We start from the raw sequence: 19,941 nt of genomic DNA, 5'->3' as shown, positions 1-19,941 counted from the left end.
CCGTTGGAGACGACAGACACGCTGTCGTACATGTCATGCACCAGGAGGCACCCCGCGATGTCGGTCCCGCAGCTCAACGACGAGCCTCGCGGCGAGGAGATCCTCGCCGTCTTCGACACCGCCTTCGGCGAGCTCCTGGCCGCCGACCCGGCCGCGTTCCGTGTGAAGTTCCGGAAGATGGCGGCCTCGGCGTTCGCGTTCTACCGGGGTACGGCGGCGCTCTTCTACCACGACCTGGACGAAGAGAAGCGGGGCGGCCCGTTCCTCGACGAGCGCACCTCGCGCGTGTGGATCCACGGCGACCTGCACGCCGAGAACTTCGGCACGTACATGGACTCGCAGGGCCGCCTGATCTTCAACGTCAACGACTTCGACGAGGCGTACGTCGGCCCCTTCACCTGGGACCTCAAGCGCTTCTCCGCCTCCATCGCCCTCATCGGGTACGCGAAGGCGCTCGGCGACGACCAGATCACCGACCTGGTGGAGGTGTACGCGGGCGCGTACCGCGAGCGGGTCCACGCGCTGGCCACCGGCGCCAAGCGCGACGAGGTGCCCCCGTTCACGCTGGACACGGCTGAGGGTCCGCTCCTGGACGCGCTGCGCGACGCCCGCTCCCTGACCCGCTTCGGGCTGCTGGACTCCATGACGGAGATCCGCGACTTCGAGCGCCGCTTCGCGCCCGGAGGTGGCTCCATCGAGCTGGACGCGGCCACGCGCTACAAGGTGCTGGCGGCCTTCGACGGCTATCTGGAGACGCTGCCGGAGACCTCCCTGGCCCGCCCGGACTCCTACCGCGTGAAGGACGTCGTCGGCCGCCGGGGCATCGGCATCGGCTCGGCCGGCCTGCCGTCGTACAACATCCTGCTGGAGGGGCACAGCGACGCCCTGGAGAACGACGTCGTGATCTACATCAAGCAGGCCCAGACCCCGGCCGTCTCCCGGCACATCACCGACCAGGCGATCCGCGACTACTTCCAGCACGAGGGGCACCGCACGGTGATCTCCCAGCGCGCCCTGCAGGCCCACGCCGACCCGTGGCTGGGCTGGACCGAGCTGGACGGCGCGGGCCAGCTGGTCGCCGAGGTCTCGCCGTACGCGGTGGACCTCGACTGGAGCGACATCGACGACCCGGAGGAGATCGCGGCCGTCGTCGCCGACCTGGGCCGGGCCACGGCCACGATGCACGCGGCGGCGGACGACACCTCCGGCGAGTCCCTGGTGCCCTTCTCCACCGAGCGGGCCATCGACGCGGCCATCGCGGCCGACGAGGAGGGCTTCGCGCCCCTGCTGGTGGACTTCGCGCACACCTACGGCGCACGCGCGCGTGCGGACCACCAGATCTTCGTCGACCTGTTCCGCAACGGCCGGATCCCGGGACTGTGACGGGATCCCCTCGGCATCCCTGGGGCGTCCCTGTGGCATCCATAACGAATAGGGCTCTCACAGTGACCCTTTAGGGGTCTCTTACAGGAGCGCGTGACACACTTCCACCGCCATGGACATATCCGGTACCCGACTCAGAGCCGTACGCGCGGCGCTGTTCACGGCCTTCGTCGTGACGCTCAGCACCGCGTCGCACGTGCTGCTGTCCCGGGCCCCGCTGCCGCTCAACACGGTGGCCGCCGTCGCGGCCGCCGTGTTCGTCCTCGCGTACGCCCTCGCGGGCCGCGAGTGCGGCTTCGGGCGGATCGCCGCCCTGCTGATCCCGCTGGAGCTGGCGGCCGACACCGTCTTCACCACCGGCCAGCACGTCTGCTACGGCCGCGCGGGCGGCCCGGTCGCCGGCCCGCTGGCCTCGGTCGGCTGGGACGTGCTGTGCGGCGACGGCACCCGCGTCGGCACCCCGCTGGCCCAGGTCACCGGCACCGACCCGGACAAGCTCGGCGGTCTTCTCGCCCACGCCGACCCGGCCACCGCCTGGCTGCTGCTCGGCGCCCATGTCTCCGTCGGCCTCGTCGCCGCCGCCTGGCTGCGCCGGGGCGAGCGGGCGCTGGCCCAGCTGCTGCGGGCAGCCGCCGCGACCACGTTCCGGCCGCTGCTGCTGGCCGTCTCCGCCGTGACCGTCCGACGCGCCCCGGCGGCCCGCCGCCTGCCGCGGCCCACGCACCGTACGGTCACCGCCCGCGACCGGATCCTCGTGCACTCCCTGGGACGGCGGGGACCGCCGCACTCGGTCGCTCTCGCCTGCGCCTGAGCTGCACAGCCGGCGCACCTCGCCCAGCACGAGCAGTCCCCACACGTATCCCGCGCACACCCTGTGCGCGTCCCACATGGAGAACACCCCTATGAGCAAGCGGAACACCCAGGCGGCGAAGACGGCGGCCCGGGAGCGGCTGCGCCTCGAGCGCGAGCGCCAGGCCAAGAAGGCCAAGATCAAGCGGCAGGTCATCGTCGCCTGCTCGGTCGTCGGCGTGCTGGCCGCGGCCGGCGGCATAGGCTACGCCGTCGTCCAGGCCAACAAGCCCGGCTACTGGGAAGAGGCCAAGGACGCCAAGCTGGTCAAGCCGGCCAACTCCACCGGCGAGAACGGCACGACCGTCGTCATCGGCAAGAGCACCGCCAAGAAGACCCTCGCGCTCTACGAGGACCCGCGCTGCCCGGTCTGCGCCCAGTTCGAGCAGACCGTCGGCGCGACGGTGAAGGCGGGCTACGACGCCGGCAAGTACAAGATCCAGTTCGTCGGCGCCACCTTCCTCGACCGGAGCCTGACCGGCGAGGGCTCCAAGAACGCGCTGAGCGCCCTGGGCGCCGCGCTCAACGTCAGCCCCGAGGCGTTCCTCGAGTACAAGACCGCGCTGTACTCGGCGAAGTACCACCCCGAGGAGAGCGACGACAAGTTCAAGGACGACAGCTACCTGATCAAGGTGGCGGACACGGTCTCCGCGCTGAAGGGCAACGCGAAGTTCCAGGACGCCGTGAAGAACGGCACCTTCGACAAGTGGGCCCTGGAGATGTCCAAGACGTTCGACGACAGCGGTGTGACGGGCACTCCGACGCTGAAGATGGACGGCAAGACGCTGACCGGCTCCGACGGAAAGAACGCGCCGATGACGGTCGCCGACTTCAACACCGCGATCGAGGCGGCCCTCAAGGGCTGATCCGGCGTGAACGGGTCTGAACAAGCCTGAACACGCTTGCTTCTGGTCCGATCCGACGCCTAGTCGAAGAGCGGGCGAACTTTTGCCGGTTCGCCCGCTCTTTGTCGTACTGGTCAGTAATCTGATCGCCCGTGACCAGTCGATACAGATCAACAGAGAGCGCCGACGCGCTGCCCGCCCGCGCCAACTCCTCTGCGCCGCGCCGCCGTACGGTCGTCAAGGCGGCCGCCGCCACCGCCGCGCTGGCCGGCCCGCTCGCCGCCGCGCTGCCCGCCCGGGCCGCCGAGGACGCCCCGGCCTTCCTGCACGGTGTCGCCTCCGGCGACCCGCTGCCCGACGGGGTCCTGCTGTGGACCCGGGTGACGCCCACCGCCGAGGCGATACCGGGCTCCGGGCTCGGCCCGGACACCGAGGTCGAGTGGGTCATCGCCAAGGACAAGGCGCTGACGGCCATCGTGGCCAAGGGTTCCGTCACCGCGACCGCCGCCTCCGACCACACCGTCAAGGCCGATGTGCGCGGCCTGGAGCCGGCCACCGACTACTGGTTCCGCTTCTCGGCCGGCGGGACCGACTCCCCGGTGGCGCGTACCCGCACCGCGCCGGCGGCGAACGCGTCCGTGGCCAACCTCCGCTTCGGTGTGGTCTCCTGCGCCAACTGGGAGGCCGGCTACTTCTCCTCGTACCGCCACCTCGCCGCCCGCGGCGACCTCGACGCCTGGCTGCACCTCGGCGACTACATCTACGAGTACGGCACCGGCGGGTACGGCACGCGCGGCACCGTCGTACGGCAGCACGCGCCCGCGCACGAGATCCTCACGCTCGCCGACTACCGCACCCGGCACGGCAAGTACAAGACCGACCCGGACCTGCAGGCCCTGCACGCGAAGGCACCCTGCATCGCCATCTGGGACGACCACGAGATCGCCAACGACGCCTGGACGGGCGGCGCCGAGAACCACACCGAGGGCACGGAGGGCACCTGGCCGACCCGTCAGGCGGTCGCCAAGCAAGCCTACTTCGAGTGGATGCCGGTCCGTCCGGCCGTCGCGGGCACCACCTACCGCAGGCTGCGCTTCGGCAAGCTCGCCGACCTGTCCCTGCTCGACCTGCGGTCCTTCCGCTCCCAGCAGGTCTCCGTCGGCGACGGCGACGTCGACGACCCCGACCGCACCCTCACCGGCCGCGCCCAACTGGACTGGCTGAAGGCCGGGTTGAAGGCGTCCGACACCACCTGGCGGCTGGTCGGCAACTCGGTGATGATCTCGCCGTTCGCCATCGGCTCGCTCTCCGCGGACCTGCTCAAGCCGCTCGCCAAGCTCCTCGGCCTGCCGCAGGAGGGCCTCGCCCTCAACACCGACCAGTGGGACGGCTACACGGACGACCGCCGTGAACTCCTCGCCCACCTGCGCTCGAACGCCATCCGCAACACCGTGTTCCTGACCGGCGACATCCACATGGCGTGGGCCAACGACGTGCCGGTGGACGCCGGAACGTACCCGCTGTCGGCCTCGGCCGCCACGGAGTTCGTGGTCACCTCCGTGACCTCCGACAACCTCGACGACCTCGTGAAGGTCCCCGAGGGCACGGTCTCCGCAATCGCCGCGCCGATCATCAAGGCCGCCAACCGCCACGTCCACTGGGTCGACACCGACCGCCACGGCTACGGCGTCCTGGACATCACCGCCGACCGCGCCCAGATGGACTACTACGTTCTGTCCGACAAGACGAAGCAGGACGCGACCGCCTCCTGGACGCGTTCGTACCGCACGCGCACCGGCACGCAGAAGGTCGAGCGCACCTACGACCCGGTCTAGAGGGTCTCGAGGAAGCCGAGCGCCACCCGCCAGGTGGCCTCGGCCGCCTCCTCGTCGTAGTCGGGCAGGTCGGGGTCGGTGTAGACGTGGCCGGCCCCGGCGTACCGGTAGATCTCGACATCGGCGCCGGCTCTGCCCATCTGGAGGTACCAGGCGCTCAGCCAGTCGTCGGTCTCGAACGGGTCCGGCTCGGCGACGTGCAGTTGCACCGGCAACTCGTCCACCGAGGCGTTCGGCGCCAGGTCGGAGGTGCCGTGCAGGAGCAGCAGGCCGCGGGCCTTGTCGTCACCGAGGGCGAGGGTCTGCGCGATGGACGCGCCGAGCGAGAACCCGGCATAGACCAGCCCGCGCTCCGAGTAGGGCGCGGCGGCCAGGACGGCTCTCTTCAGCAGTTCGTCCTTGCCGATCCTCTCCTCGTGGGCCATGCCCTCCTCGACCGTGTCGAACGTGCGTCCCTCGAAGAGGTCCGGCGTCCACACCTCGTGCCCGGCGGCGCGCAGCCGGTCCGCCGCCGCGTGCACCGCGGGACGCAGTCCATAGGTCGAATGGAAGAGCATGATGTTCATGAGGCCATCGTGCCAGCCGGCACTGACAACGCCACACGAGCCGGAACCGACAACAGCGCACGTGTGCCTCTTCACAAAAGGCACATGTTCATGACCCCGCCCGGCCGGTTACGTTCGAAGGCATGGAGAACCTACTCCGCCCCGTGATCGTGGTCGGCGGCTCGGTCGTGCTGACACTGCTCATCGGCTGGGCCACCGACCGACTGCTGTGCAAGGCCGACCGACGGCATCCCGAGACGCCCCTGTGGGGGCTGCTGCGCCGTGGCCGCATCCCGTACCAGCTCGTGCTGTGCGCGGCGCTGCTGAGAGGGTCGTACGACGAGGCGGAGCTGTTGCAGGAGCACAAGGTCGGCATCGGCCGGGTGCTCACGCTGGTGCTGATCGGGGCCGCCGCCTGGCTGGTGATCCGGATCGCCGCCGCGGTGGTGGAGACCTCGTACAGCCGGTACGCGCGCGTCCACCGCGACGCGGCCCGGGTGCGGCGTGTGCGCACCCAGGTGTCGCTGATCATGCGCGTGGTCTCCGCCATCGTCGGTGTGGTGGCCGCGGCCGCGATGCTGCTGACCTTCCCGGCGTTCCGCGCCGCGGGCGCCTCGCTGCTGGCCTCGGCCGGCATCCTCGGCATCGTCGCCGGTGTCGCCGCCCAGTCCACGTTGAGCAACATGTTCGCCGGGCTGCAGATCGCGTTCGGCGACATGGTGCGCATCGGCGACACCGTGGTGGTCGACGGCGAGTGGGGCACGGTCGAGGAGATCACGCTGACCTTCCTGACCGTGCGGACCTGGGACGAGCGCCGGATCACGATGCCCGTCTCGTACTTCACGTCCAAGCCGTTCGAGAACTGGTCGCGCGGCACCCCGCAGATGACCGGCATCGTCTACTGGCACGTCGACCACTCGGCACCGCTGGACGCGATGCGTGAGAAGCTGCGCGACATCCTGCGCGAGTGCCCGGCCTGGGACGGTCGCGCCTACGGCCTCGACGTCACGGACACCACCCCGAACACCATGCAGGTGCGGGCCCTGGTGACCGCCAAGGACGCCGACGACATCTGGACGGCCCGGGTGACGGTCCGCGAGCAGATGATCCGTTGGCTGTCCGAGGAACATCCCTACGCGCTGCCTCGCGTCAACACGGCGGACGCGCTGCTGCCGCCGGGCCGTTCGAACGGCTTCCCGTCCCCCGACGGCGCGCCCCCGCGCCAGCGCCGCGCCCACGAGTCGCCACGGGCGGACCGCTGACCCGTGCCGCCCGGCGGGCACGGGTGGCGCCGGCAGGACCGTCGGAGCCTGTCTGGCGCCTGGGGGGGGGCGACCGGTGCTCCGCGCATCAGGATGCCGCAACGGTCACCGCAGACTGCGCACATCAAGATGCCGCAACACCCGGTCCACGATCTCCGGATCGGCCCCCGCCTCACTTCGCGCGGCAACCACCTCATGCCGCGCCGCGCTCAGCATCTCCCCCTGAATCCGCCGTACCCGCTTCAACCTCCGTACCCGCTGCTCATGCGCCTCCCGCCGCTCGTCCTCCCCGATGTCCGGGCTGATCCGCAACCCGATGTCGAAGGCGCGCCGCGCCATCTGCTCGGACAACTCCTCCGGCAGCTCCTCCTCGGCCTCGATCTCCCGAAGCCTCCGTTTCGCCGCCTTGGCCGCCCGCACGGCCAACTCCTTCTCGAACGCCTTCTCCCGGTCCGTGTCCGACTGCACCCCCAGCCGCTTCACCAACCACGGCAGGGTCAGCCCCTGCAGCACCAGCGTCGCCATGATCACCCCGAAGGCGATGAACACGATCTCGTCCCGGTCCGGAAAGGCCGCCCCCTCCTCGGTCTTCAACGGAATCGCCAGCGCCAAGGCCACCGAGGCCACCCCTCGCATCCCCGACCACCACATGACGACGGTCTCCCGCCAGCTCATCGGAATGTCCTCGTCGTGATCCCGCCCGGCATGCATCCGCTGGGCGAGCCAGGTGGCCGGCAGAAGCCACAACAGCCGCACCAGGACAACGACTCCGACCACCGCCGCAGCCCACCCCAGCATCTCCCCCCACCGCCCGGACGCCGTCCGGATCGCGTTGTGCAGCTCCAGCCCGATCAGCCCGAACGCGACCCCGGTGACCAGCGTGTCGACGATGTTCCAGAAGGTGTGCCCGGCCAGCCGCGTCATCACGTCGTCCGGATCGGTGGCGAACTCGGCGAGGTACAGCGCGGTGGTGAGCACGGCGAGCACCCCGGAGCCGTGGAACTCCTCCGCCATCACGTACGAGGCGTACGGCACGAGCAGCGTCAGCCCGATCTGCAGGGTCGCGTCCCCGAGCAGGTCCATGAGCTTGTTGGCGCCCCACCCCAGCGCGAGCCCGACCGCCACCGCCACCACGGCGGACAGCACGAGATCCAGCCCCGCCCGCCACGGCGAGAACGCCCCGCTCACGACCGCGGCGATCGCCACGTGGTACAGCACGATGGCCGTGACGTCGTTGAACAGCCCCTCGCCCTCCAGAATGGACACCAGCCGTCGCGGCAGCCCGAGTTGCCCGGCCACCGCGGTCGCGGCCACGGGATCGGGCGGCGCGACGAGCGCCCCGAGCGCGAGGGCCGCGGCGACCGGCAGCCCGGGCACGATCGCGTGAGCGACGGTGGCCACGCAGAGCATCGTGACGAAGACCAGCGCCACGGCGAGCAGGAAGATCGGGCGTTTGTTCGCCGTGAACTGCCGCCAGGAGGTCCGCCGGACCGCCGCGTACAGCAGGGGCGGCAGCAGCAGGGGCAGGATCAGATCCGGCCGGATGTTCACATTGGGTACGAAGTCGAGGATGGCGAGCACGATCCCGAGCAACGTCATCAGGACCGGCGCGGGCAGGGCCCACCGGTCTCCGAGCGGGACGCTCACCACGGCCCCGAGCAACAGGACGAACAGCAGGGCCAACTGATCCACGGTCAGCACTCCGGGGTTCCGGGGGCACAGGGCTTACTTCCAGCCTGCCACGTCACCCCGCCACCGGCCGGTTCTCCGCCGCGCCGCCGACCGGTCACGGCGCGCGCCCCGGGCACACGGCTGCCCGGCTACAGCACCCGCCGCATCGCCCGGTGCGGAAGGCCCGCGTCCGTGAACTCCGGCCCGTACGCCTCGTATCCGAGACGCTCGTAGAACCCCAGCGCGTGCGTCTGGGCGTGCAGGTCCACGGCCACGAGCCCACGCGCGCGTGCCGCCTCCTCGATGGCCCGCACCAGCGCGGCACCGACGCCGAGCCCGCGCGCCTCGCGCGTCACGGCGAGCCGCCCCAGCGAGCCGACCGACGGATCGCCGTCGGTCTTCGTCGCGGCCGCCTCGCCGTACAGCAGCCGCCCGGTCCCGAGCGGCACGCCGTCCTCCCGGACCGCCAGCACATGCACCGCGCCGGCGTCGTACGCGTCGTACTCGAGGTCCTCGGGGACCCCTTGTTCGCCGACGAAGACCTCCTTGCGCACCGCGAAGCAGGCCTCGTGGTCGGCGGGGTCCTCGGCGACCCGCACCGCGTACGCGCGCGTGCTCATCCGTAGGTCTCCTCGCGGACCTGGTCCAGGGCCTTCTGCAGATCGTCCGGGTAGTCGCAGGCGAACTCGACCCACTGCCCGTCCCCGGGGTGCTCGAAGCCCAGCCGCACCGCGTGCAGCCACTGGCGGGTCAGGCGCAGGCGCTTGGCGAGCGTCGGGTCGGCCCCGTAGGTCAGGTCGCCGACGCACGGGTGGCGGTGGGCGGCCATGTGCACGCGGATCTGGTGCGTACGGCCGGTCTCGAGCTTGACGTCCAGCAGGGAGGCCGCGCGGAACGCCTCGATCAGGTCGTAGTGCGTGACGGACGGCTTGCCGTCCGCGGTGACCGCCCACTTGTAGTCGTGGTTCGGATGCCGGCCGATGGGCGCGTCGATGGTGCCGCTGGTCGGGTCGGGGTGGCCCTGGACGAGCGTGTGGTAGCGCTTGTCGACCGTGCGCTCCTTGAACTGGCGCTTGAGCGAGGTGTACGCGTACTCGGACTTGGCCACCACCATCAGGCCGGACGTGCCCACGTCGAGCCGGTGCACGATGCCCTGGCGCTCGGCGGCACCGGAGGTGGAGATGCGGTAGCCGGCGGCGGCGAGGCCGCCGATGACGGTCGGTCCGGTCCAGCCCGGTGAGGGGTGCGCGGCCACGCCCACCGGCTTGACGATCACGACCACGTCCTCGTCGTCGTGCACGATCTCCATGCCCTCGACCGGCTCGGCGACCACCTGCACCGGCGCGGGCGCCTGCGGCATCTCGACCTCGAGCCAGGCCCCGCCGTGCACCCGCTCGGACTTCCCGACCACCGACCCGTCGACCGTGACCTTCCCGGCCGCGGCGAGCTCGGCCGCCTTGGTCCGGGAGAAGCCGAACATGCGGGAGATGGCGGCGTCGACGCGCTCGCCCTCCAGGCCGTCGGGCACGGGCAGGGTACGGATATCGGGAAGCGTGCTCACCCGTCGAGTATGCCGGACGGGTCCGGCACCCCCGTACGCCAGCCCGGGCGCTCAGTCCTTGTGGACGGTGCCGTCCGGGTCGAGACCCTTGAAGGACAGCAGCACGATCAGGATGCCGCCGCACACGATCGCCGAGTCGGCGAGGTTGAACACGGCGAAGTGCTTGGGCGCGATGAAGTCCACGACCGCGCCCTCGAAGACACCCGGCGAGCGGAAGATCCGGTCGGTGAGGTTGCCGAGCGCGCCGCCGAGCAGCAGGCCGAGCGCGATCGCCCAGGGCAGGCTGTAGAGCTTGCGGGCGAGCCGGGCGATCACCACGATCACCGCCGCGGCGATCACCGTGAAGATCACGGTGAAGGCCTCACCGAAGCCGAAGGCCGCGCCCGCGTTGCGGATCGCCTCGAACCGCAGCCAGTCCCCGATGATCTCGATCGGCTCGTGGTGCTCCAGTTTGGCGACCACGATCATCTTGCTGACCAGATCGAGGGCGTACGCGAACGCGGCGACCGAGAACAGTACGGCGATCCGGCGCTTGCCGCGGGGCCGCTCGGCCCCGTCCGCCGTCGGCTCGTCCGCGTCGGACGACTCGCCCGACGCCGGCTTCCCGACCTGCTCGTCGGACGGCTCCGGCTCGGCTCCCGCCGCCTCGGGGGTGTCCGGCGTACCGATGATGCGCTCCGCCTCTGCCACGTGAGTCCCTCAACCTAGGTACCTGACTGAGGACGAGAGTACGGCACGCCCTCCGGCCATCGGGTGATCAGTACCGGCGCTCCTGCTTCTGCTTGCACTCGACGCACAGCGTGGCCCGTGGGAAGGCCTGCATACGGGCCTTGCCGATGGGGTTGCCGCAGTTCTCGCACAGGCCGTAGGTACCCGCGTCCAGCCGCTCCAAGGCGTGTTCGGTCTGGATCAGCATTTCGCGCGCGTTGGCGGCCAGTGCCAGTTCGTGCTCGCGCGTGATGTTCTTGGTGCCGGTGTCCGCCTGGTCGTCGCCGGCGCCGTCTCCCGAGTCGCGCATCAGGCCCGCCAGGGCCGCCTCGGACGAGGCGAGCTCCGCACGCAGCCGTTCCTGCTCGGACTGCAGCTCGGCGCGGGCCTCCGCGACCTCTTCCGGAGTCCACGGCTCCTCACCGGGGCGCACCGCCAGCTCGCCGGGCTCCGCCGCGACGAACCGTGCCTTGGGAACGGCGGTCTTCGCCGCCGTGGCCGTGCCAGGAGTCTTCTTCGCAACCACCGTCGTGGCTCCCGTCTGCTCCGCGGCCGAGGCCGCGCCCACTTTCTTGGCCGTGCTCTTCCTGGCGGTGCCCTTCCTTGCGGGGCCCTTCCCTGCCGCCGCCTTCCCGGCCGCACCGCCCTTGCCACCGGCCCCCTCCGAAGCGTCGACGGCCTGCCCGACCGTCCCGTCCGAACCGGCGTCCACTGTTCCGACCGCACCTTCCGCAACGGCAGCCGTGCTGCCTGCCGCGTCTTCCGGCACCACGGCCGCCTGACCGACCCCGCTCGCAGAACCGGCGCCCACCTCGCCGCCGGCACCCCCGACCACCGCGGCCTTCCTGGCGTCCGCGGCAGCTTTCTTCGCCGCCGTCTTCTGCCCGGCGGCCGTCTTGTCGGAGACGGCCTTCTTCCCGGCCGTCTTTCTGGCCGGTCCGGCCGTCTTCTTGACCGGTCCAGCCGTCTTCTTGGCCGACCCGACCGCGTTCTTGGCCGGTCCAGCCGCCTTCTTGGCCGACGCGGTCTTCCTGGCTGATGCGGTCGGGGTCGGCACAGCCTGCTCGACCGACGTGGCTTCCTCGACCGGCACCTTCCTGGCCGCCCCCTTCTTGTCGGCCTCGGCCGTCTTCTTGGCCGACCCGGCCCCTTCGCCCGACGCGGCCTTCCCGGTCGCCTCCGCCTTCCTTCCCGCCGACATCTTCTGAGCAGCCGCTTTCTTCGCCGCCGCCTTCTTGACGGCCGTCTGTTTCACAGCCGTCTTCTTCGCCGTCGCCGTCGCCGTCGCCCGATCCGCCGTCGCCCGATCCGCCGCCGTCCTGTCCGCCGCCGTCCTGACGGCCGTCTGTTTCGCCGACGCCCTCTTCGGGGTCGTCTTCTTCGCAGGCGCCTCCTTCACGGGCGCCCTCTTCGCAGCAGCCGTCCTCCCGGCAGCGCCCTCCTTGGCGACCGCCTTCCTGTCCGCACCCTCCTCGGCAACCGCCCGCGTCGCAGCAGCCGCCTCCCTGGCGACCACCTTCTTCCCCTCCGAAGCCCCACCAACCCCCGGTCTCGCCACCCCCTCCCCCTCCCGCACGGCCACCTTCTTCCCCCCGACCGCCTTCTTCGCCTCCCGGGCGGCAGCAGCCCCCACCGTCCTCACGGCCTTCACCGCCGTGGCGGCACGCGCCGCGCCCCCTCCCCGCGTGCTCTTCTTCTCGCCGACGTCCTTGGCATCCCTGGCCGCACCGCCGGAGGCACCCGTGGGCCTGCCGGACGCCGACTGCTGTACGGCGGTCTTCTTCGCCACCATGGCCGCGGCCCCTTCACATATTGTGATCTTGCGCGCGAATCGTGCTGGGACGATAAATCGACTTTGGCCCCGCGGCAACGGGGCGCACCGCCCGATTCGCCCGCCTCGCGCACGCCGCGCGGCAAGCCTGCATGCGTTGTGCCCAGCTCCCCGCCGGGTAATCCGCCGAGCTCACCGTCCCGGAATCCGAACACGCGTACCTCCCCATTCGGGTCATCCCGGACCCGCCCGAGTCCCTCGCCGCCGGCCCCCGAAAACCGGTCGGCCGCTGTCGTTGCGGCGCCGTACACTGGGCGGAGCGAAAAGCGTGGATGGGGACGAGTAGCGGCGTACGCAGCCCAGAGCGACCCGGGGACGGTGGAAGCCCGGGGGCGAGCGCGACGTGAAGATCACCCCGGAGCCGCCGGAGGAAAGCCTCAGCCGACAGGCGAGGGCGAGTAGAACCGGCATCGCGACCCCAATGAGGGGGCTCGCCGGAGCGCAGGGCGCACCGGAGGGCCAAGGAGGGTGGTACCGCGGGAGCGCGCCGCACACGGCGTAGACAGGCAAGAAGGCTCTCGTCCCTCCGACGGAAGGCAGCACGTCCGCCGGAGGAAGATCGATGACGCAGTACCGCCAGGTGCCCGCCCAGGTCGACCTGCCCGCCCTCGAGCACGCGGTGCTCGACTTCTGGCGCGAGCAGAAGATCTTTGCCAAGAGCCTGGAGCAGTCCGAGGGCCGCCCCGAGTGGGTGTTCTACGAGGGCCCGCCCACCGCCAACGGCATGCCCGGCGCCCACCACATCGAGGCGCGCGTCTTCAAGGACGTCTTCCCCCGCTTCCGCACCATGCGCGGCTACCACGTGGCCCGCAAGGCCGGCTGGGACTGCCACGGCCTGCCGGTGGAGCTGGCGGTGGAGAAGGAGCTCGGCTTCAGCGGCAAGAAGGACATCGAGGCCTACGGCATCGCCGAGTTCAACGCCAAGTGCCGTGACTCCGTGCTCCGCCACACCGACGCCTTCTCCGACCTGACGACCCGCATGGGCTACTGGGTCGACCTCGACGACGCCTACGTCACGATGGACCCCGAGTACATCGAGTCGGTCTGGTGGTCGCTCAAGGAGATCTTCAACAAGGGCCTGCTGGTCCAGGACCACCGCGTCGCCCCCTGGTGCCCCCGCTGTGGTACGGGCCTGTCCGACCACGAGCTGGCGCAGGGCTACGAGACGGTCGTCGACCCGTCCGTGTACGTCCGTTTCCCGCTCACCTCCGGTCCGCTCGCCGGCCAGGCCGCGCTCCTGGTCTGGACGACCACCCCGTGGACCCTGGTCTCCAACACGGCGGTCGCCGCGCACCCCGAGGTCACCTACGTCGTCGCGACCAACGGCGAGGAGAAGCTCGTCGTCGCCGAGCCGCTCGTCGCCAAGGCGCTCGGCGAGGGCTGGGAGACCACCGGCGAGACCTTCACCGGCGCCGAAATGGAGCGCTGGTCGTATCAACGTCCGTTCGAGCTCGTGGAGTTCCCGAGCGTCAGTGAGGGAACCAACGGGCACGGCCCGGCGGAGGCGCACTTCGTCGTCAACGCCGACTACGTCACGACCGAGGACGGCACGGGTCTGGTCCACCAGTCCCCCGCCTTCGGTGAGGACGACCTCAAGGTCTGCCGCTCCTACGGCCTGCCCGTGGTGAACCCGGTCCGCCCGGACGGCACCTTCGAGGAGTCCGTCCCGATGGTCGGCGGCGTCTTCTTCAAGAAGGCGGACGAAAAGCTCACCGAGGACCTCCAGCAGCGCGGCCTCCTTTTCCGGCACATCCCGTACGAGCACAGCTACCCGCACTGCTGGCGCTGCCACACCGCGCTCCTCTACTACGCGCAGCCGTCCTGGTACATCCGCACCACAGCCGTCAAGGACCGTCTCCTCCAGGAGAACGAGAAGACCAACTGGTTCCCGGACACGGTCAAGCACGGCCGCTTCGGCGACTGGCTGAACAACAACATCGACTGGGCACTCTCCCGCAGCCGCTACTGGGGCACCCCGCTGCCGGTCTGGCGCTGCGAGGACGACCACCTCACCTGCGTCGGCTCCCGCGCCGAGCTCACCGAGCTGACCGGCACCGACCAGTCGGAGCTGGACCCGCACCGCCCGTACATCGACGCGGTCACCTTCGCCTGCCCGCAGGAAGGCTGCGGGAAGACCGCCACGCGCGTGCCGGAGGTCATCGACGCCTGGTACGACTCGGGTTCGATGCCGTTCGCGCAGTGGGGCTACCCGTACAAGAACAAGGACCTGTTCGAGTCCCGCTACCCGGCGCAGTTCATCTCCGAGGCCATCGACCAGACCCGCGGCTGGTTCTACACGCTGATGGCGGTCGGCACGCTGGTCTTCGACAAGTCCTCGTACGAGAACGTCGTCTGTCTGGGCCACATCCTCGCCGAGGACGGCCGCAAGATGTCCAAGCACCTGGGCAACATCCTGCAGCCGATCCCGCTCATGGACCAGCACGGCGCGGACGCGGTCCGCTGGTTCATGGCGGCCGGCGGCTCGCCCTGGGCGGCCCGCCGCGTCGGCCACAGCACCATCCAGGAAGTCGTCCGCAAGACGCTCCTCACGTACTGGAACACGGTCGCCTTCCAGGCGCTGTACGCCCGTACGTCCGGCTGGGCGCCTTCCGAGGCCGACCCGGCCCCGGCCGACCGCCCGCTCCTGGACCGCTGGCTGCTGTCCGAACTGCACGCGCTCACCGACCAGGTGACCCAGTCCCTGGAGGCGTACGACACCCAGCGCGCCGGAAAGCTGCTCTCGGCGTTCGTCGACGACCTGTCCAACTGGTACGTGCGCCGCTCGCGTCGCCGCTTCTGGCAGGGCGACAAGGCCGCGCTGCGCACGCTGCACGAGGTCGTCGAGACGGTCACCAAGCTGATGGCCCCGCTGACCCCGTTCATCACCGAGCGGGTCTGGCAGGACCTGGTGGTTCCGGTCACCCCCGGCGCGCCGGAGTCCGTCCACCTGGCCTCCTGGCCGGAGGCGGACCTCTCCGCCATCGACCCGGAGCTGTCGAAGCAGATGGTCCTGGTCCGCCGCCTGGTCGAGCTGGGCCGCGCCACCCGCGCGGAGTCGGGCGTGAAGACCCGCCAGCCGCTCAGCCGCGCGCTCATCGCGGCCACGGGCTTCGACGCCCTCTCCCCCGAGCTGCACACGCAGATCACGGAGGAGCTGAACGTCGAGTCGCTGGCGTCGCTGAGCGAGGTGGGCGGCAGCCTGGTCGACACCACCGCGAAGGCCAACTTCCGCGCCCTGGGCAAGCGGTTCGGCAAGCGCGTCCAGGAGGTGGCCAAGGCCGTCGCCGCCGCCGACGCGGCCGCGCTCTCCCTCGCCCTGCGCGAGGGCACGGCGTCCGTGGAGGTCGACGGCGAGCCCATCACCCTCGCCCCGGACGAGGTGATCATCACGGAGACCCCGCGCGAGGGCTGGTCGGTGGCGTCCGACTCCGGCGCGACGGTCGCCCTGGACCTGGAGATCACGGAGGAGCTGCGCCGCGCCGGTCTGGCCCGTGACGCGATCCGTCTGATCCAGGAGGCCCGCAAGAACAGCGGCCTCGACGTCGCCGACCGTATCGCGCTCCGCTGGACCGCGACCGACCCGGCGACCGTCGCGGCCCTGACCGAGCACTCCGGTCTGATCGCCGACGAGGTCCTCGGCACGGACTTCGCCCAGGGCGAGGCGGACGACACCTACGGCACCCCGTTCACGGACGAGGGCCTGACGCTGACGTTCCGCCTGCGCAAGGCGTAAGGGCGCAGGGGCGTCCTACGAGGGCCCGGTTCCCCCGAGGGGGCCGGGCCCTCTTGTCGGGCCCCGGAAGCCCGCAGGGCGTCCAGACCCAGCCTCTCCAGGAGCGGCTCCGCCGGCGGGCCCACCACGTACAGCAGCTCCCCCACCAGGTCGTTCGGGCTCTCGCCCATCGTGAAGCCCCCGGCCGTGAGGATCTCCCGGATCGCCCGCGTCATCGCGTCGTCGACCAGGCCCTTGTGCCGCAGCGCCGGATCCCGAGGATCGGTGCGCAGGGCGGCCTGCATACCGGCCACCCTGAGCACCGGCGCCGGATGCCACCCCACATAGACCCCGCCGGCGTCGTCGGCACCGGGATCCACCGTCACCACCGCCCCGGCGCCCACGGCCGAGTCCAGGCCCTCCGCCTGCACCGGCAACCCGGCCGCCGCCAGCTGCGTACGGGCCTCGCTCGCCCACGCCTCCCAGCGCCGCAGCGTCTCGGCGTCGGCCTGCCGGTACTGCCAAACCTCTCCCTCACCCATGCCGCGCACGCTACAACGCCCCACTGACACCACCGGCACCACCGTGGTCATCGTCAACACGCGTAAAAAGGGCGGGACCCCGGATGGAAATCCGGGGCCCGCCCTTTTGAACGCTGCCGACGCCTACGGCGTACTACTGGCCGTCAGTTGTCATCCTCGTCGATGAGGAAGCCGCGCATCGGCGAGGGGGCCTGGCCCATCGGCGACGGGCCCTGCGGCCGCACCGGAGCCATCGGCTGGGTCATCGCGGGGGACATCTGCTGCTGGCCACCGTAGGACGGGGCAGCCGGGCTCGGCGCGCCCATGCCCTGGTTGCCGCCGTAGGACGGGGCGCTCGCGCCGGCCGGAGCCATGGAGGGCGCCGGGGACGGCGGGAGGGAGGCCGTGGCAGGGGTGCGCGGCGGGGCGAGGGAGTCGTCGGCCTGGGTCTCCAGCTGACGCAGCTGGGACTCGAGGTACGACTTCAGGCGCGTGCGGTACTCGCGCTCGAAGCCGCGCAGGTCCTCGACCTTGCGCTCCAGCGTGGCGCGGGCGGACTCCAGGGAGCCCATCGCGACGCGGTGCTTCTCCTGCGCGTCCCGCTCCAGAGCGTCGGCCTTGGCACGGGCGTCACGCTCGAGACCCTCGGCACGCGAACGCGCCTCGCCGACGATCTTGTTGGCCTCGGAACGGGCCTCGGCGATCGCCTGGTCGGCGGTCTGCTGGGCCAGCGAGAGGACACGGGCGGCGCTGTCGCCACCGGGGCCCTGACCGGGGCCGCCCATCGGACCGCCCATGGGGCCGCCCATCGGGCCACCCATCTGCTGCTGCATGGGGGGCTGACCACCCATCGGACCCTGCCCCATGGGGCCCTGACCCATCGGACCGGGACCCTGGGGACCCTGGCCGCCGGGACCTGCAGGCAGCTGCGGGGCACCGCTCGGCAGCTGGGGCGGACCACCCATGGGGCCACCCATCTGCTGCTGCGGCGGGCCCGATATGCCGGCGGGCACCGGAGCGCCCGGACCTCGCATACCCTGCTGCGGCATGCCCTGCTGCTGAGGCGGCATGCCCTGCTGCTGCGGCATGCCCTGCTGCTGGTCCTGCTGCTCCGGAGGCTTGCGCATGTTCTGCTGGTTCTGGGCAGCAGCGCGCGTGGCCGCGGCCAGCTTGGCGCGCAGGTCCTCGTTCTCGCGGAGCAGTCGGGTCAGTTCGGCTTCGACCTCGTCGAGGAAGGCATCGACCTCGTCCTCGTCATAGCCTTCTCGGAGGCGGACGGTCGTGAACTGCTTGTTCCGCACGTCCTCGGGGGTCAACGGCATCTCTTCACCTCAACGTAGTCGTCGGCATTCGGCAAGACGGTAGTTCACATCGCTCACAGCCGGCTCACGATCGAGATCAGGATGTAGACGATGATCATCAGTACGAAGAAGGACAGGTCGAGCGCCACGCCCCCGAGACGCAGCGGCGGGATGACCCGCCGCAGAAGCTTGAGCGGTGGATCGGTGACAGTGTAGGTGGCCTCCAGAACGACCACCATCGCCTTGCCGGGTTGCCATGAGCGGGCGAACTGGAAGACGTAGTCCATGACCAGCCGGAAGATGAGCACGATGAGGAAGACCATCAGCGCGATGTAGACGACATCCAGGACCACGCTCATGTTCGGTGCTTCCCTCTCCCCTGCTTACGTGCTCTCGGTACTGCCTGTTTCCGGTCTTGCGTCTCAGCTCTGGTTGAAGAACCCGCCCTCTGCGATGCGGGCCTTGTCCTCCGCCGTGACATCGACGTTAGCAGGAGACAGCAGGAACACCTTCTGCGTCACCCGCTCGATGCTTCCATGAAGACCAAACACCAAACCGGCCGCAAAGTCGACAAGTCGCTTCGCGTCTGTGTCATCCATCTCAGTCAGATTCATGATCACCGGCGTGCCCTCACGGAAGTGTTCCCCGATGGTACGGGCCTCGTTGTACGTCCGGGGGTGAAGCGTGGTGATCCGGTACGGCTCTCGTTCCGACACGACCTTGGGCATGATCACCGGCGCGTTCTTCTCCAGGGACTGACGTTCTTGTGTGATGGATGCCACGGGCGCGATGCGCGCCGGGCGTCCGGATTCCGCGACGGGCGAAGCGGCTCGGGCCACCGGTTCGCGCGGCGCGGGCGGTTGCACGATTCTCACCTCTTCGTCCCTTTGGGACTGGTGTGCACCGTGCGACTGGTGCGACGGCTCGTGCCGCCGATGGTCACGCTCGGGCTCCGGGTCGAGCTCGGGTTCGAAGTCGTCGTCGGGGTCGAATCCTCGGCCGTCGTACCCATCGTCCTCCACGAGGCCGAGGTAGACCGCCATCTTGCGCATCGCGCCGGCCATGCTCTGAGTCCTCCGCTCTGTGGTGGATCGGCTGACTACTGCCAAGTCCCGCGATCCACGAGGTCCTTACGCCCGCCTTTCGACGGTAATGACCATATTTTCTGCTGTGGTCCGACTTCCTGGCGACGTTACCCGAGCCTGGGGCGGACTCCGAGTACCGCGGTGCCGACGCGCACATGTGTCGCCCCGGCCGCCACTGCTTCCTCGAGATCCGCACTCATCCCTGCCGAGACCATGTTCGCAGCCGGATGGGTTCGGCGCAGGTCAGTCGACAAATCCATCAACCGCTCGAACGCCGCCTGTTGGCGTCCCGCGTACTCCCCGGTCAGGGGTGCGACGGTCATCAGTCCGTCAAGCCGCAGCCCCGGGGAGTCCGCGACGAGGTCGGCCAACTCTTCGATTCCGCCGGGCGCCACGCCACCCCGCTCCCCCCGCGCGCTCTCACCCGCGTCGAGCGCGACCTGGATGAGGCATCCGACCTCGCGACCCGCCCGGACGGCCTCGTTCGACAGGGCCGTCACCAGCCTGGATCGGTCGACGGACTGCACGACATCGGCGTAGCCGACCACGGAACGCACCTTGTTGGTCTGCAACTGGCCCACGAAGTGCCAGGAAAGCGGCAGATCCGAGCACGTCGCGGCCTTGGGCGCCGCGTCCTGGTCACGGTTCTCGGCGACGTGGCGTACACCGAGTTCCGACAGGATCCGTACATCGCTCGCCGGATAGGTCTTGGTGACCACGATCAGGGTCACCTCCTCCCGCCCTCGCCCGGCGGCCGCGCACGCGGCGGCGATGCGCTCCTCCACCTTCGCCAGGTTTCCGGCGAGTTCGTCCTTACGGTCCGTCATGCCCC

17 protein-coding genes are annotated in these 19,941 nt (G+C 70.5%); 6 read left to right on the top strand and 11 right to left on the bottom strand.

Annotation, left to right across the window (positions count from 1 at the left end):
* The first annotated feature begins 57 nt into the window (after positions 1-57).
* From IE263_RS20510 to IE263_RS20495, 4 genes are all read left to right on the top strand, one after another.
* A complete protein-coding gene (locus IE263_RS20510) occupies positions 58-1,383 on the top strand; it encodes a DUF2252 domain-containing protein (RefSeq protein ID WP_189938642.1) in 1,326 nt (441 codons plus the stop codon).
* Positions 1,384-1,495: 112 nt separating this feature from the next.
* Positions 1,496-2,194, top strand: a complete 699-nt coding sequence (locus IE263_RS20505) for a hypothetical protein (RefSeq protein WP_189938640.1) — start codon at positions 1,496-1,498, stop codon at positions 2,192-2,194.
* A 91-nt stretch (positions 2,195-2,285) separates the two neighbouring features.
* Positions 2,286-3,098 carry a thioredoxin domain-containing protein gene (locus IE263_RS20500; RefSeq protein WP_189938638.1) on the top strand — a complete coding sequence of 271 codons (813 nt, stop codon included), beginning with the start codon at positions 2,286-2,288 and terminating at the stop codon, positions 3,096-3,098.
* Positions 3,099-3,229: 131 nt separating this feature from the next.
* Entirely contained in the window at positions 3,230-4,912 is a 1,683-nt protein-coding gene (locus IE263_RS20495; RefSeq protein WP_189938636.1) for an alkaline phosphatase D family protein, read from the top strand.
* On the opposite strand, the gene IE263_RS20490 is transcribed toward IE263_RS20495, so the two are convergent.
* Positions 4,909-5,478, bottom strand: a complete 570-nt coding sequence (locus tag IE263_RS20490; protein ID WP_189938634.1) for a dienelactone hydrolase family protein — start codon at positions 5,476-5,478, stop codon at positions 4,909-4,911. The two genes, IE263_RS20495 and IE263_RS20490, sit on opposite strands and share 4 nt — an antisense overlap.
* 122 nt (positions 5,479-5,600) lie before the next feature.
* On the opposite strand from IE263_RS20490, the gene IE263_RS20485 reads away from it, so the two are divergent.
* Complete coding sequence (locus IE263_RS20485; RefSeq protein ID WP_189938632.1) at positions 5,601-6,719, top strand: mechanosensitive ion channel family protein; 1,119 nt, start codon at positions 5,601-5,603, stop codon at positions 6,717-6,719.
* A 105-nt stretch (positions 6,720-6,824) separates the two neighbouring features.
* On the opposite strand, the gene IE263_RS20480 is transcribed toward IE263_RS20485, so the two are convergent.
* From IE263_RS20480 to IE263_RS50050, 5 genes are all read right to left on the bottom strand, one after another.
* Positions 6,825-8,411: a Na+/H+ antiporter gene (locus IE263_RS20480; protein ID WP_189938630.1), complete on the bottom strand. Its 1,587-nt coding sequence runs from the start codon at positions 8,409-8,411 to the stop codon at positions 6,825-6,827.
* A 128-nt stretch (positions 8,412-8,539) separates the two neighbouring features.
* A complete protein-coding gene (locus IE263_RS20475) occupies positions 8,540-9,010 on the bottom strand; it encodes a GNAT family N-acetyltransferase (protein WP_189938628.1) in 471 nt (156 codons plus the stop codon).
* The gene (locus IE263_RS20470) at positions 9,007-9,951 is read right to left on the bottom strand and encodes an RluA family pseudouridine synthase (RefSeq protein WP_189938626.1); all 945 of its coding nucleotides are present in this window, start codon (positions 9,949-9,951) and stop codon (positions 9,007-9,009) included. The genes IE263_RS20475 and IE263_RS20470 overlap by 4 nt, the downstream gene beginning before the upstream one ends.
* A 51-nt stretch (positions 9,952-10,002) precedes the next feature.
* The gene (gene lspA / locus IE263_RS20465; RefSeq protein WP_189938624.1) at positions 10,003-10,641 is read right to left on the bottom strand and encodes a signal peptidase II; all 639 of its coding nucleotides are present in this window, start codon (positions 10,639-10,641) and stop codon (positions 10,003-10,005) included.
* A 67-nt stretch (positions 10,642-10,708) separates the two neighbouring features.
* Positions 10,709-11,716: a TraR/DksA family transcriptional regulator gene (locus IE263_RS50050; RefSeq protein WP_444545100.1), complete on the bottom strand. Its 1,008-nt coding sequence runs from the start codon at positions 11,714-11,716 to the stop codon at positions 10,709-10,711.
* Between the two features lie 1,336 nt (positions 11,717-13,052).
* On the opposite strand from IE263_RS50050, the gene ileS reads away from it, so the two are divergent.
* The gene (ileS, locus tag IE263_RS20450; protein ID WP_189938622.1) at positions 13,053-16,223 is read left to right on the top strand and encodes an isoleucine--tRNA ligase; all 3,171 of its coding nucleotides are present in this window, start codon (positions 13,053-13,055) and stop codon (positions 16,221-16,223) included.
* Here ileS and IE263_RS20445 read toward each other — a convergent pair.
* The 5 genes from IE263_RS20445 to IE263_RS20425 all read right to left on the bottom strand — a co-directional run bounded on the left by IE263_RS20445 (position 16,163) and on the right by IE263_RS20425 (position 19,936).
* Positions 16,163-16,744 (bottom strand): hypothetical protein, encoded by a 582-nt coding sequence (locus IE263_RS20445; RefSeq protein ID WP_189938614.1) that lies wholly within the window; start codon positions 16,742-16,744, stop codon positions 16,163-16,165. The two genes, ileS and IE263_RS20445, sit on opposite strands and share 61 nt — an antisense overlap.
* A gap of 143 nt (positions 16,745-16,887) precedes the next feature.
* Positions 16,888-18,045, bottom strand: coding sequence for a DivIVA domain-containing protein (locus IE263_RS20440; protein WP_189938612.1), 1,158 nt, complete (start codon positions 18,043-18,045; stop codon positions 16,888-16,890).
* A gap of 53 nt (positions 18,046-18,098) precedes the next feature.
* Positions 18,099-18,383, bottom strand: a complete 285-nt coding sequence (locus IE263_RS20435) for a YggT family protein (RefSeq protein ID WP_020129925.1) — start codon at positions 18,381-18,383, stop codon at positions 18,099-18,101.
* Between the two features lie 63 nt (positions 18,384-18,446).
* Positions 18,447-19,088, bottom strand: a complete 642-nt coding sequence (locus IE263_RS20430) for a cell division protein SepF (RefSeq protein ID WP_189938610.1) — start codon at positions 19,086-19,088, stop codon at positions 18,447-18,449.
* Positions 19,089-19,216: 128 nt separating this feature from the next.
* Positions 19,217-19,936, bottom strand: a complete 720-nt coding sequence (locus IE263_RS20425; RefSeq protein WP_189938608.1) for a YggS family pyridoxal phosphate-dependent enzyme — start codon at positions 19,934-19,936, stop codon at positions 19,217-19,219.
* Between the last annotated feature and the right edge of the window lie 5 nt (positions 19,937-19,941).

Origin of the sequence: Streptomyces aurantiogriseus (assembly GCF_014649375.1) — a bacterium.
GTDB lineage: Bacteria > Actinomycetota > Actinomycetes > Streptomycetales > Streptomycetaceae > Streptomyces > Streptomyces aurantiogriseus.
Note: the sequence above shows the minus strand (reverse complement) of the source record. Positions and strands in the feature narration are given on the sequence as shown.